Raw genomic sequence first — 13,273 nt, 5'->3', positions numbered from 1 at the left:
GATGCGCAGGAGGCGAGCCGCGGCCGCCGCGCGCGACCGGTGCGGGAGCGCGGGGGGCCGCGCCGCATCCCGCTGTTTCCGCGACGTCCTCCCAAAGTGCGCGAGGCATTCCGCGGACAGATATGTTTTAATGTGCTTCCGCGGTCGGTCCGACCGTCACCCGGTGTCGCTCTCCGGTGGAATGCGACAACCTGCATCCGGCGAGCCAGCGCATTATTTGTGCAATACCGGATTCACGCAGAGACCGCCGGACGGGCGGCTCTGTCGGCATTCCCGGAGCGTGTCCACGCAGCGTAACCACCGAAGTGCCGTCGCTTCAGCATGGAATCGATTGTGCACTCTGAGTGAGTCGGCTGCGGAAAACCCGCAACGGTGATGCGGAGTATCCCGATGACGTCGGACGTCCGCCGCCCCAAGGATTGAGAACGGCAGATCGCTTATCGAAGAGAGGGCATCGCCGTTGTGTCGGAACGGGCGCCAGACGTCGTGGCAGAAGAATTCCCACGATTCTCAGAATTCCATGCCGGGCCGCATCCGCTGCTGCGGGTCAACCTCACCGAGGCCGCTGACCTGTGGTCCCGGCGGGGCCGCGACGACAGCGGGCTCGTGGCGGAGCTCGACCGGCTCCACCGGGAGCAGGCGGCCGCGGCACCGCGGCTGAGCGACCTGCTGTACGACATCGCCGGCAGCGCGGACCGTGCTCAGCGCCAGGCGGTGGTGCTCCCGCTGCGCCGGGCCGTCCACAACGGGCGGATGCCCAAGGGCACCGTCGACACCTCGGTCTTCGCCGGAGCCGCGGGCGCCGACGCGGTACGGGAGTGGCTGGACCGCCAGGAGCGGATCGAGAAGCTGCGCCGCGAGCTGCACGCCGGCTACGAGGCGACGCTCGACGAGGAGCGCCGGGGCCTGGCCGCGGTCCTGCACGACGGCTTCCTCGGCCGCTCGCTCGCCGTCTCCAGCCCGCTCCTGCCCGGGGTCGCCGAACGCTACCGGACGGGCGGGTGGGCCCAGCCCGGCAAGAAGACGCGCAAGGCCGAGGCGAGCCTGCTGCGCTACGCCATGCGGGCGGCCGCCAAGACCAGCCCCTACAGCCAGTACACAGCCGTCGGCTTCCTCACCCCGGAGGCCGAGCCCGCCTCCGTGCTCCGGATCGCCTCGGCCGTGCAGACCAACCAGGCGTTCCTGCGGCGCGTCGAGGCAGGCATCGCGCGGCTGCCCTCCGCCCGCGACCGGCTGATACTGCACCCTTCCGCGGGCCTGCGCCACGTCGACGGTCAGCTGGTGGCCGTCGGCGACCGCGACCAGCTCGGCGAGGAGGCCGCCGCCGTCGCCGAGCGCTACGGCGAGGCCCAGGTCACCACTCCCGCCAAGCCCGCCGTCATGGCGCTGCTGGGCTGGCTGGAGAAGCGCCCGGACGCGAGCGCCACGTTCGCCGAGCTGGCCGCGGTCATCGAGCAGGCGGTCCCCGGCGCCGACGCCGCCGCGGCGGCATCGTTCATCGAACGCCTGCGCGGCGGCGGCGTGCTCGCCGCGGCGCCGCTGGTGGACGAGCACGCGCCGGACCCGCTGGAACGCCTGTGCGCCTGGCTGGAGGGATGCGACCCGGACGTCCCCGGCGGCGCGACCGCCGCAGACGTGCGCGACCGCCTCGACCGGATCGTGCGCGCCCAGCGCGACTTCGGCACCGCCGAACCGGACCGGCGCGTCGCCCTGCTCCGCTCCTCCCGCGCCGACAGCGAGGCCGCGCTCGCCCTGCTCGGGGACGACGTCGCCCGGCGCGCCGCGCCCGAACCGCTCTGGTTCGAGGACTGCCGGCTGGCCGACCCCGTCACCGAGGGCGCCGCCGACTTCTCCGCCGTCCTGCGGGAATGCCGCGACCTCATGGGCATCCTGGAGATCTTCGACGAGCAGCACGTCTTCAGCCGGGTGCTCAGCAAGCGCTTCACAGCCCAGTACGGCCCCGGCGGCGAGTGCCCCGACCTCGACGCCCTGGGCGAGCTGTACCTGCCCGCCTATGGCGACGCGCTGCAGATCACCGAAGGCTTCGAGCACGAGCTGATCGAGACCGACCCCGTCATCGGCGAGCTGGTCGCCCTGCGCCGCTCCGTGCTCGGCCCCCTGGTCGCCGAACTGCGTGCGGCCTCCTCCGCCGGCACCGACGCGCCCGTGGAGATCGCGCCGGAGGTGCTGGAGCGGGTGCGCCGCGAGGTCCCCGCGTGGGTGCGCGACTACCCGTCGTCCTACAGCGTCTTCCTGCAGCCCTTGGGCGGGCGCCCGGCCACCGGCGCGGTGCTGAACAAGATCTACAACGGCTGGGGCAACTACCTCTCCCGCTTCCTCACCCACGCCCCCGCTGAGATCGCCGACGCGGTGCGGGCCAACATCCGCGCCCACTACCCCGACGCCGACACGGTCGCCGAACTGCGCCCCGTCCAGGGCTTCAACGCCAACGTGCACCCGCTGCTCGCCGAGACCGAACTGGACTTCGACCGCCGCGGCGGCGCCGACCGCATCGCGCTGGAGCGGCTGAGCATCCGCCACGACCCGCGCAGCGACCGCGTCCAACTGTGGGACGCCGCCACGGGACGCCGCGTGCACCCGCTGTACCTGGGTTTCCTCATCCCCTACTACCTGCCGTCGCGGCTGGTCCCCCTCACCGCCATCGCGGGCAGCGGTTCGGTGATGTTCGAACCCCAGGTCAGCGCCGATCGCGCCGCGGCCGGCGCCCGCGGCGGCGTCCGCCACTACCCCCGCGTCGCCTGCGGCGGCCTGACCCTGGCGCGCGCCCGCTGGCACGTGCCCGCCGCGTCGATTCCGCGGTCGCGGCCCGACGAGGGGTCGGCCGACTACTTCGTGCGCCTGAACGAGTGGCGCGCCGCGGCGGGCCTGCCCGACGAGGTGTTCCTGCATCCGCCCGCGCCCGAGCTCGACCCGGGCAAGGTCAACGACTACTTCAACTCCTACCTGGGCAACCGCAAGCCCCAGTACGTGGCCATGCTCAGCCGCCTGCACGTGCGCCACCTGGAGCGGCTCCTCGTGGAGCAGCCCGGTGCCGAGATCGTCTTCGAGGAGGCGCTGCCCGCCCCCTCCCAGGCGCTGCCGGTCGCTCGGGGACGCCACACCGCCGAGCTCGTCGCCGAGTTCTACCGTCCCGCCCGCCCCCCTCGGAAGGACTCCCACTGATGCCGCTGTCCCGCGCCAGCCTGGCGATCGCCTACCACGCACCCGCCAAGCGCGGCTTCGTGCGCGCGGTGCTGCTTCCGGCCGCGCGCCGCGTCCGCGCGGAGGAGGGGGTCAGCCACGTGCACCTGGCCCGGCACTGGCGCTTCGGTCCGCACATCCAGCTCGTCGCGACCGGGCCGGACCACGCGCGGCTGATGGAGGCGCTGGCCGCCGAGCGGCCGCGGCTGGAGTCCGGCCTCGCCGGGCACCCCTCCACCTACCGGCTGGACCACGAGCACTACCTGGCGCTGTCGGCGCACCTGGGCGAGACCGAGCTGGTTCCCCCGCCCTATGAGCCGATCTGGCCCGACAACACCGTCCAGCTGTTCGACGAGCCGCTCGCGCCCGGGCTGATCGAGCATCCCGACGCGCTCGATCTGCGCGACGCCTTCTGCGATGCGCTGCTGGAACCGCTGGCGAGCGTGCTGGAGCGCGAGGCTGAGGACCCCACACAGCGGCTGGTGGGCGCCAGCGAGCTGATGGTGCTGCTGGCCGCCACCTACCCCGACGCCGGGCTCTCCCACGGCTACCTCTCCTACAAGTCGCACCTCGACGACTACATGCAGGACTACGACCGCGACGGTTCCACCCGCGCCGACTTCGCCAACCGCTACGAGCGGGTCGCGCCCGCTTTCGAGAACCTGATCGCCGGCCTGGTCGCCGCGCCGACCCGGCCCTGCGCCTACAGCGGCGGCGACCCGGCGCTGGCGGGCTGGTCGCGGCGGCTGTCGCAGCTGTGGGAACGGGCCCTGGAGCTGGCCGCGACCAAGGCGATCGACCCGCTGCTGCACGAGGGCTACACCCGGCGTGCCACTGAGATGAACGACCACCTGCGGCGCAAGTGGGAGGTGGGCGACGACCGCGAGTACAGCGAGTTCCACGCGGCGCTGCGCCGGTACACCTACGACGACCCCGCCGCGGGCCGCGACTTCGCCTCCTACCGCTTCATGGTCAACCTGCTCTACACCCAGTTGCTGGTCGCCGACGTCTCGCCGGCGGAGCGGCTGTTCCTCTGCCACGCCGTGAGCGAGGCGGTGCAGTCCACCACCGGCGTCTCCTGGCGCGACGTGCTCAAGCCCGACGGGTTCGGCGGCACCGGGCAGGACGCCTCCGCCGCAACCGAGGCGGTGGCCGAATGAGCGCCGGAGGCAGCGCCACCACCCGGCTGCGCCCGGCCGTGCACGTCGCGCCGGTCGGCGGCGGCCTGCTGTTCGTGGGCTGGCAGAAGAGCCTGGTCGTCCAGGGATCGGAGTCGCTGGGCCTGCTGTGGGAGGCGCTGTTCCCGCACCTGCACCGCGGCGTGGACGTGGAGAGCCTGATCGCCGCGCTGCCGCAGAACGCCCGGCCGACCGCGCGCAAGCTGCTCGACGAGCTGGAGGGCAACGGCTTCCTGCTCGACGAGGGCGCCGACGCGCCCGACGACCGGAGCCTGCCGGAGCACCCCCACCACCGGCGCACCCTGGAGTTCCTCGACTCGGCGGCCGCCGACCCCGTCGGGGCGCTCGCCCGCCTGGGCACCGGAACCGTGTGCGTCTCCGGCGGCGGACCGGTCGCGCTGGCCGCCGCCCGCGAGCTGCTGCGGCTGGGCGCGGGCCGGGTCGTCCTCGCCGGCGGGAAGGCAGACGCCGAGCTGACCGCCGCGGCCGAGGAGTACGGCGCCGAGGTCGTCCACGACACCGGCGAGGAGCCGGCCGTGCGCATCCGCGTGGGCGTCCCCGAAGCCGGATCGGACGACGCGTGGTCGGGCGTGCCCGAGGCGGGCGTGGCCGAGCTGGGATCGTGTGCAGCCGTCAGCCCGCTGCGGACCCGCGCCGACGACCCCGGACTGGGCGTCCTGCTGCGCCGGCTCGCCGCGCGCGGCACCCCGACCGCTCCCGCCCCGCTGCCCGAGGTCGCCGCGCGGCTGGCCGGCGGGCTCGCCGCCCTGCAAGCCTTCTACCACCTCACCGGGGTCTCCACCGAGTACGACGGGATGGCCTATGTGGTCGGCGCCGAACGGCTCCAGGTGACCACTCACCCGTTGTGGCGGTCCGGCGGCCACCGCGCCGAACCGCTCGCGGACACTCCGCCCGCCCCGGCCGAGCCCGACCGCCTCAACGACCTGTGCGACGACCGCACCGGGGTCTGCGCCCCCGCTCTGCCCGGTGATCTCGCGCAGACCCCCTTCGCGCTGGCCGAGGCCGCCGGCCCCGGCACGGTGCCGCCGGCGCTCGGCTGGGCCCACACTGGTTCGACGGCCCGCTACCGCGCCGTCCTGGAGTCCGGGCGCCTCCTCGCCGGAGGGGCGCCCGCCCGCCTGTGGCCGGCGGACGCGGCGGGCGCGGGGGCTTCGGCGCGTCCGGCGCCGCACGCCGTCAGCGCGGCCGGCGCCGACACCGCGGGCATGCTCGTGCACGGCCTGCAGCGCCTGCTGGCCCGGTTCGCCGCCGACCCCGGGCAGCGCGGCGCCCGCCTGGTCGAGGAGCGGCCGGCCGGCCCCGTCGAACGCGGTTCCTCGCCGGAGACCGACGCGGCTCTGGACCGGGCCGTCGTCCTCGGGAACACCGGGTTCACCGCCTGCGTCCTGCGGCCCGCCGGCGCACCCGGCCTGCTCGCTCTCGCCGAGGTCGCCGAAGCCGCGACCGGCCGCGTCCTCGCCTACGCCGCCCGCCCCGACAGCGGTTCCGCCGTCGCGGCGGGGCTCGACCACGCGGTGGCCGTGCTCCAGGCCGGCGGCGTACGCGAGAACGTGGGACAGGAGGCCGAGACGCCCCCCTCCGGGGGCGGGGCCCCGCCCGCGCCTCCGTTCGACCCGGCACCGGTGCTCGACGCGCTGTGCCTGCCCGGAGAGGCGCCGCTCGGCGGCCGGTGGCGCGGCGAACCCGCGCTGGACGCGCTCGGCGTCATCGGCTGGCTGGCCGTCGCCCCCGCGCGCGACGACGAGGGGAGCCCGCGATGACCGCCGAAGCCGCCACCGCGCCCCCGACCCTCCGGCTGCTGGGCGAGGGCCTGCTCTACGACGCGCTCTGCGCCCGGCTGGCCGGCTCTTCCGGCGGGGACGGCCCCGGCGGGCCGCTGGACGTGCCCGCCGAGCCCGGCGAGGTCGTGGTGCTGGGCCGCGAGGGCTGGGAGCCCGAGCGCGAGCTGGCGGAGCAGACCGCCGTGCGCTCGCGTGGCGCCCTGCTGCTGCCCGTCCGGGTGATGGGGGACCTGGGCGTCGTGGGCCCGTGGGTGCGCCCGGACCGGCGCGGCTGCCAGGTCTGCGCCGAGCGCCGCCGCCGCCTGTGGCGCAAGCAGGACTTCACCGGCGAACCCCTGGAGGGACCGCTGCCGGCGCTGCCGTTGACCGCCTCGCACCTGGACCACCTCGCCTCCCTGGCCGCCCATGCGCTCGGCACCGGCCTGCTCGGTGAGCACGAGCTGTACGCAGCCCGCGGGGACCTGGTGGGGCAGGTGCACCGCGCCAACCCGCTGCCGGGCTGCCCCGGCTGCTGCGACCTGCCCGACGACTCTTCCGAGTCCGCCCGTCTGGAGCTGAGCAGCCGCCCCCAGCCCGACCCGGCGTCTTTCCGCACCCGCCCCGACGGCCTGCCCGGCAGCGCGCTGCGCGAGAGTCTGCACGACTGGCGCTACGGCCCGGTCGGCCACGTCTTCCGCGCCGACAACTCCGCCGGCGCATTGGTCAGCGCCGAGTTGGCGCTCACCGGCGGCGAGTCCGGCGAAGGCGGGTACGGCCGCGCCGCCACCTACCCCGCAGCCGAGTCGGTCGCCCTCTACGAGGCCGCCGAACGCCTGGCCTCGGCCACGCCGCACGGCAAGCGCACCGTCGTGCACGGCAGCCGGAACGAGCTCCCCGACGCCGTTGACCTGCGCGAGCTGGGGCTGCACGACCCCGCGTACTACGACCACCCGCTCTTCCGGTTCCAGCCCTACGACCCCGACACGGCCACCGAGTGGGTGTGGGGCTGGCGGACGGGCGCTCAGCGCCCCGTCCTGGTGCCCGAGCACGTCGCCTACTGGCACGTCGACCGGTGGCGGCGGAGCGCCCGCGGCGCCCGCTTCCTCTACGAGAGCTCCAACGGCGCCGCGATCGGGAGCAACATCGAGGAGGCGGTCCTCTACGGGCTGCTGGAGGTCGTCGAGCGCGACTCCTTCCTGCTGTGCTGGTACACCCGCCGCCCCGCCCGCCGGCTGGAGGCCGACGACGAGGTGCCGCAGCTGCGCGGCATGCGCGCGACCCTGCGCAGCCTCGGCTACCGGCTGCACCTCTTCGACATCGCCAGCGAGATCGGCATCCCCGCGGTGCTGAGCGTCGTGGTGCGCGACGACGACGCCGGACCGGTGGCCTTCTTCGCCGCCGGCGCCCACTGCGACCCGCGCCGCGCGGCCGCCGCGGCCGCCAGCGAGGCCGTGACCAACGCCGTCGTGCGCGTGCGCACCCCCGCCGAAGAGCGCGCCGAGTTCGAGGACGGCGCCCGCGCATTGCTGGAGGACCCCACCCGCACCCAGACGCTGCGCGAGCACACCGTCCTCTACAACCTGCCCGAGACCCGCCCGTGGTGGTCGTTCCTGGACACCGGGGCCCCCGGCGCCACGCTGGCGGAGGCCTACGGCGACTGGCGCGCCCGCTGGCAGCGCGACGACCTCACCGACGTCCTGCGCGAGGTGCTGCGGGCCTGCGGCGCCGCCGGGCTGGACCCGATCGTCGTCGACCAGACCGACCGGTGCACCCCGCGGGCCCCCACCACGGTCAAGGTCCTCGTCCCTCAGACGCTGCCGATGACCTTCGGGCACGTGCACCGCCGCACCGAGGGCCTGCGCCGCCTCACCGACGTGCCCGTCGCGCTGGGCTACCGCACGCCCGAAGACCCCGCCCCCGACCTTGCGGCGCTCCCGCCGCACCCGTTCCCCTGAGGAGGCCGGCCATGACCCTACCGACCGGCCACCCCGCGCCGGCCCCCGGCACCGGCCGCGGCTGGGACGACGAGCGGCTGCTCGCCTTCGCCGAGCGACAGGCCCGACCCATGCGGCTGGGCATCGACACCGATGGAGACGACCGCGCGCCGGTACCGGTGCGCCCGCCCGGCGGCGCGGTGGCCGACGTCGCGCTGCCCGGCGGTCTGCACCGGGACATCGGCGCCGCCCCCTACCCCCGCGGCCGCGCCCCGGACGGCCTGCCGACGCACCGCCGCGTGTTCGGGGTGCTGGCCGCGAGCGGTGTGCAGCGCTTCGAGGTGCGCAGCGCCGTCAACCCGCACCGCGGCTACCCGGCCGCGCACTGCTTCTTCGCCGCGCAGACCTTCCTGCTGAGCGGCGGGGCGGCCTGGCACTTCGACACGGCCGGGCACCGGCTGCGCGGGGTCGGCGACGCCGCGGCCGGTCCCGCCCGGGCGCCGGCGCCCGAGTCGATCGACGCCGCCGGGGGAGCCGTGCTGGCCGTGCTGTGCCATCCCCGCAGCATCCCCTCCCGCTACCGCGAGCTGCGCTGGGCGCTGGCGCTGTGCGAGGCCGGGCACCTCGCCGAGCTGCTGGTGCAGCTGGCCCGCGCCTACGGGCTGGCGGTCCGGGTGTGCCGGGACTTCCCCGACCGCGCCGTGCTCGCGGCGGCCGGCGGCGGCGCGGAGTGGATGCCCGCCTGCCTGGTCGAGCTCGGCGCCGCGCGTGCCGCCGATGCGCTTCCGGTCGCCGAGGCCGACGCCGAACCCGGCGCAGGGCCCGCACCCGAGGATCCCGCCCTGGCCGTGGACCGCCGCGCCTGGAGCGGCGCCCCGCCGTCCCCGGCCGACCGCACGCGGCCCGCGCCCCGGCCCGGCGCGGGCACCGGGAGGAGCTGGTCCCGGGTCGTCTTCGAGCGGTCCTCCGGGCACGGCAACAAGGGCTTCACCGCAAGTCCCGCCCCACTGGCCGCGGCCGCGCTCGACGACGCGGCCGCGGCGCTGGCCGACGCTCTGGGAGACCAGCCCGGACTCGGCGCGGGCGGGATACGCACGCTGCTGCTGGCCGGACGCGTCGCAGGCCGCGAGCGCGGCCTCTACGAGATCGACCGCGCCGGCTGGACGCACGCGCTGGAGGCCGGTTCCGAACCGGGCCTGGGCGCCGTGCAGCGCGCCTTCAGCTACCCGCTGACGCAGATGTCGCTCACCAGCTGCGCGGCCGCCCTCGTGTTCACCATGGACCAGCGCGCCCAGTTGGCCCGCGGCGGTCCGCGCCGCCTGCGCACCGCCCAACTGGACTTGGGCGCCGCCGCGCAGGCCGCCGGGCTCGCGCTGAGCGCGCACGGCGCCTTCCTGCGGCCCGCGCGCAGCTTCGACCCCGACCTGCTCGCCGCCGACCTGCGGCTGCCCGACGACCAGCTGCCCGGCTACATCGCCCTGGTGGGCGTCAGCCGGTTCACCGACCTGCTCTTGGACGTGCGCCCATGACCGCAGACCAGCAACCCGCCACGCAGCCGGAGTCCCGACCCGACGCGGCGACGTCCGCGACCGCCGAGACTGCTGGAGCCGCCGACGCGCCGCGCCTGTGGCGCGCCGTCCACGCCTACTGCCACCGCGGCAGGTCCGGCACGGACGAGCTGCTCGTCCAGGCGGTGGGTCCCGCGGTGCGCGACCTGCGCCGCCGCGGGCTCGTCCGCAACTGGTTCTTCATCCGCTACTGGCACGGCGGACCGCATGTGCGGGTGCGCCTGGGCGGTCCCGACGGCGCCGCCCTCGACCAGGCGGCGGCCGAGCTGCGCGAACGCCTGGCCGCCCACCTCGCCGACGGCGGCCCCACCGAGGATCTGGACCCGGAGTCGTTCTACGCCGCCTTCGCGCTCAGCCCCGAGGAGATCGCCGAGATGGGCTGGCATGCCGACGGCACCGTCGTCGAGGCCGTCTACGAGCCCGAGGCCGAACGCTACGGCGGCGACGACGCCATCGGGCTCGCCGAGGACCTGTTCGAGGTCTCCAGCTCCCTGGCGCTGGCCGTCATCGCCAACACCCCCGGCGAGCAGGCGCGCATCGGCGTGGCCCTGGACCTGCTGCTGGCCTTCTGCCGGGGACTGTTCGAGCGCACCGCCGACACCGTGCGCTGGCTGCGCGAGTACGCGGTGATGTGGCGCTACCTGGACTCCGTGGTGGCGCGCCGCTCGGCCGGCATGCGCGCCGCCGCCGAGACCACCTTCCTCGCCGAGTCGGAGCGGCTGGTCGCCCGGCGCGACCAGGGCGCCGGCGGGGGCGCCGCCGCGGTCGCGCAGTGGTCCACCGCGGTCGCCCGCACGGCCGCCTGGCTGCGCAGCCGCGAGGAGCGCCTGACCGGCTCGGCCGACGCGATCATGGTCTCCCAGCTGCACATGCTCGCCAACCGCCTCGGACTGAACGCCTCCGACGAGGTCTACCTGGCCTGGCTGGCGTCCCTGACGGTCGCCGCGCCCGGCGAGCGGCCCGACTACTTCGCCGACGGCGCCGACGCGCCCGACCGCGCCTACCACGAGCAGGCCAAGTTCCGCCCCGCCGTCTTCGACGCCCAGCGCCCCTCGCCCGGAGCGCCGCTGGAGCGGCGGCTGGACTTCGCCAGTGGCGACCCGGTGGCGCTTCCCGTGCCCGAGCAGGACGAACTGGCCCGCCCGCTCCACGAGGTGATCAGCGCCCGCCGCAGCCGCCGCACCGGCCTGTCGGGACGGCTCGGCCGGGCCGACCTCGGTGCGCTGCTGGGCTACGGCGCCGGCTACGTCGGCAGCGAGACCGCCGAGGTGGGCGGCCGGCGGGTGGAGCGCGGCGTGCGCGCCCACCCCAGCGCGGGGATGTCCTACCCGGTCGTGGTGCGCGCCGCCGTCTACGACGTCGAAGGGCTGCGCCCGGCCGTCTACGAGTACCTGCCCCTGGAGCACAGCCTGCAGCAGGTCGGCCAGCTGTCCCCGCAGGAGGCGCTGGTGGACAGCTCGCCGTTCTTCCTCGGCGACGACCCGCGCATCGACGTCGCCCACGCGCCCGCCGTGCTGTTCCTGGCCGCCGACATCACCGCCGCGCGCCGCCGCTACGGCCTGCGCGCCCACCGCTTCGCGATGCTCGAAATCGGCCATGTGGCGCAGAACACGGTTCTGGTGGCGGCCGCGCTGGGCCTGCCCGCCGCCCTCGTCGGCGGGTTCTTCGACGACGCCGCGTGCGAGCTGGTGCAGTTCGACGGCTACGACGAGCTTCTGGGCTACATGGTCCCCCTGGGGGCCCGCCCCGACCGAGCGACGCAGCACAACCACACGGAAGGTGCCATGCAATGATCCCGCAGACAGAGCAGGAACCGCGGCCGGCCGCGGAACCGGACGGCGGCGACGCCATCACCGTCGCCGGGGTCTCCAAGTCCTTCGGCCCGGTGCGTGCGCTGCGCGACGTCGACTTCTCAGTGCGCCGCGGCGAGATCTTCGGCCTGCTCGGCCCCAACGGCGCCGGCAAGACCACGCTGGTGGAGATCCTGGAGGGCCACGGTGTGCCCGACCAGGGGTCGGTGCGCGTGCTGGGCCTGGACCCCCGCAAGGCCGGCGCGCGTCTGCGCGACCGGCTGGGCATCGTGCCGCAGCAGGCCAGCTTCGAGCTGTACCTGACCGTGCGCGAGCACCTCTTGGCCTTCGGCGGCTACTACCGCTCCAGCCTCCCGGTGGACGAGCTGATCGACCTGGTCGGGCTGGGCGAGAAGCGCCGCTCGCTGGTGGGGCGGCTCTCGGGAGGCCAGCAGCGGCGGCTGGACCTGGCCCTGGCGCTGGTGGGCGACCCCGACATCATCTTCCTGGACGAGCCCACTACCGGGTTCGACGTCGAGGCCCGCGACCGCGCGTGGCGGGTGGTGGAGGCGCTGCGCGCCGCCGGCAAGACGATCGTGCTGACCACGCACAACATGGACGAGGCGCAGAAGCTCGTCGACCGGGTCGCGGTGCTCTACGACGGCTCGCCGGCGGCCATCGGCACCCCCGCCGAGCTGCTCGCCGACCAGGGCAGCCGGATCGGGTTCCGGGCCGGCGCGATCACGCCCGCGGACCTTCCCGGAGGCCTCGCCCCTCTCGCGCGGTCCGAGGGCGACCGGATCGTGCTGGTGGCCCAGGACGCCGCCGAAGCGCTGCACGAGCTGACCGGCTGGGCGCGCGCGAACGACCACACGCTGCCCGACCTGGACGTCAGCCGCCCCGACATCGAGGACCTCTACCTCTCCATCGTCGGCGCGCAGACCACCCGCCGCGAGACCGCCCCCACCGCCCCGACCGGCGCACACACCACGGAGTAGGACCATGACCGCTGCCTCACTCGAACCGCGGCCCGCGGTGCCCGCCGGGGTACCCAACCCCAGCCGCAACTGGCTGACGCTGCTGATGCACGACATGCGCTACGGGATCACCAGCGCCGTACGCACACCGTTCCCGCTGGCGACGGCGCTGTTCCTGCCCCTGTTCTTCAACGTCATGTTCAACCTGCTGCAGGACGGCCAGACCGTCGGCGGCATCCCGAACGTCAGCGCGACCACGGCGACCATCGTCGTGTTCGTCGTGACCACGTCGGGCTACTTCAACATGGCCATCGGCGTGACCGTGGCGCGCGAGAAGGGCGTGCTCAAGCGGGTCCGGCAGACGCCGATGCCCAAGACGCTGCACCTGATGAGCCGCATCGGCGTCTCCACGGCGATGGCCGCGGGGTCGGTGCTGCTGATGGTCGCGATCTCGATGGCGGCGTTCGGCCTGGAGATCCGTCCGGCGGCGGTGCCCGGCCTCATCCTCGGCTTCTTCGTCTGCTGCTTCACCTCGGCGGTGCTGGGCATGGGACTGAGCCGGTTCATCCCCACCCTGGAGGGCGGCGTGGTCATCGGCACCGCGACGCTGTTCCCGCTGCTCTTCCTCTCCGGCGTCTTCTTCCCGCTGGCCCTTCCCGAGCCGCTGCAGACCGTCGTCGACCTGCTTCCGTTCGCGCCGATGGCCACCCTCGTGCGGACCTCCTTCGACCCCGGCGCCACCGGCCTCGCACTGGACCTGCCCGCGCTTGCCGTGGTCGCGGCCTGGGGTGCAGCCGGCCTGCTGGCGACCCTGAAGCTGCTGCGCTGGGAGCCGCGCCGCTGA

General features: G+C 75.1%; 8 protein-coding genes. All 8 read left to right on the top strand.

The window, feature by feature from the left end; all coding sequences use genetic code 11:
* The first annotated feature begins 486 nt into the window (after window positions 1-486).
* The 8 genes from RM446_RS07255 to RM446_RS07220 are packed head-to-tail and all read left to right on the top strand — an operon-like array spanning window position 487 to window position 13,273.
* On the top strand, window positions 487-3,183 hold the full coding sequence (locus RM446_RS07255; RefSeq protein ID WP_311544382.1) for a lantibiotic dehydratase: 2,697 nt from the start codon (window positions 487-489) through the stop codon (window positions 3,181-3,183).
* Window positions 3,183-4,361, top strand: coding sequence for a lantibiotic dehydratase C-terminal domain-containing protein (locus RM446_RS07250; RefSeq protein WP_311544381.1), 1,179 nt, complete (start codon window positions 3,183-3,185; stop codon window positions 4,359-4,361). Before RM446_RS07255 ends, RM446_RS07250 begins: the two co-directional genes overlap by 1 nt.
* On the top strand, window positions 4,358-6,160 hold the full coding sequence (locus RM446_RS07245; protein ID WP_311544380.1) for a hypothetical protein: 1,803 nt from the start codon (window positions 4,358-4,360) through the stop codon (window positions 6,158-6,160). The genes RM446_RS07250 and RM446_RS07245 overlap by 4 nt, the downstream gene beginning before the upstream one ends.
* Window positions 6,157-8,115 (top strand): TOMM precursor leader peptide-binding protein, encoded by a 1,959-nt coding sequence (locus RM446_RS07240; RefSeq protein ID WP_311544379.1) that lies wholly within the window; start codon window positions 6,157-6,159, stop codon window positions 8,113-8,115. The genes RM446_RS07245 and RM446_RS07240 overlap by 4 nt, the downstream gene beginning before the upstream one ends.
* Before the next feature lie 11 nt (window positions 8,116-8,126).
* Window positions 8,127-9,623, top strand: a complete 1,497-nt coding sequence (locus RM446_RS07235) for a nitroreductase family protein (protein ID WP_311544378.1) — start codon at window positions 8,127-8,129, stop codon at window positions 9,621-9,623.
* Window positions 9,620-11,455, top strand: coding sequence for a thiopeptide-type bacteriocin biosynthesis protein (locus tag RM446_RS07230; protein WP_311544377.1), 1,836 nt, complete (start codon window positions 9,620-9,622; stop codon window positions 11,453-11,455). The genes RM446_RS07235 and RM446_RS07230 overlap by 4 nt, the downstream gene beginning before the upstream one ends.
* Window positions 11,452-12,450 (top strand): ABC transporter ATP-binding protein, encoded by a 999-nt coding sequence (locus tag RM446_RS07225; protein ID WP_311544376.1) that lies wholly within the window; start codon window positions 11,452-11,454, stop codon window positions 12,448-12,450. Before RM446_RS07230 ends, RM446_RS07225 begins: the two co-directional genes overlap by 4 nt.
* 4 nt (window positions 12,451-12,454) lie before the next feature.
* Window positions 12,455-13,273, top strand: coding sequence for an ABC transporter permease (locus RM446_RS07220; RefSeq protein WP_311544375.1), 819 nt, complete (start codon window positions 12,455-12,457; stop codon window positions 13,271-13,273).

The organism is Streptomonospora wellingtoniae, assembly GCF_031845375.1.
GTDB classification, from domain to species: domain Bacteria; phylum Actinomycetota; class Actinomycetes; order Streptosporangiales; family Streptosporangiaceae; genus Streptomonospora; species Streptomonospora wellingtoniae.
Note: the sequence above shows the minus strand (reverse complement) of the source record. Positions and strands in the feature narration are given on the sequence as shown.

Bases quoted from the DNA above. Each gene is read 5' to 3' on its own strand.
- RM446_RS07250 (WP_311544381.1), top strand. From the start codon at position 3,183: ATGCCGCTGTCCCGCGCCAGCCTGGCGATCGCCTACCACGCACCCGCC.
- RM446_RS07245 (WP_311544380.1), top strand. From the start codon at position 4,358: ATGAGCGCCGGAGGCAGCGCCACCACCCGGCTGCGCCCGGCCGTGCAC.
- RM446_RS07240 (WP_311544379.1), top strand. From the start codon at position 6,157: ATGACCGCCGAAGCCGCCACCGCGCCCCCGACCCTCCGGCTGCTGGGC.
- RM446_RS07235 (WP_311544378.1), top strand. From the start codon at position 8,127: ATGACCCTACCGACCGGCCACCCCGCGCCGGCCCCCGGCACCGGCCGC.
- RM446_RS07230 (WP_311544377.1), top strand. From the start codon at position 9,620: ATGACCGCAGACCAGCAACCCGCCACGCAGCCGGAGTCCCGACCCGAC.
- RM446_RS07225 (WP_311544376.1), top strand. From the start codon at position 11,452: ATGATCCCGCAGACAGAGCAGGAACCGCGGCCGGCCGCGGAACCGGAC.
- RM446_RS07220 (WP_311544375.1), top strand. From the start codon at position 12,455: ATGACCGCTGCCTCACTCGAACCGCGGCCCGCGGTGCCCGCCGGGGTA.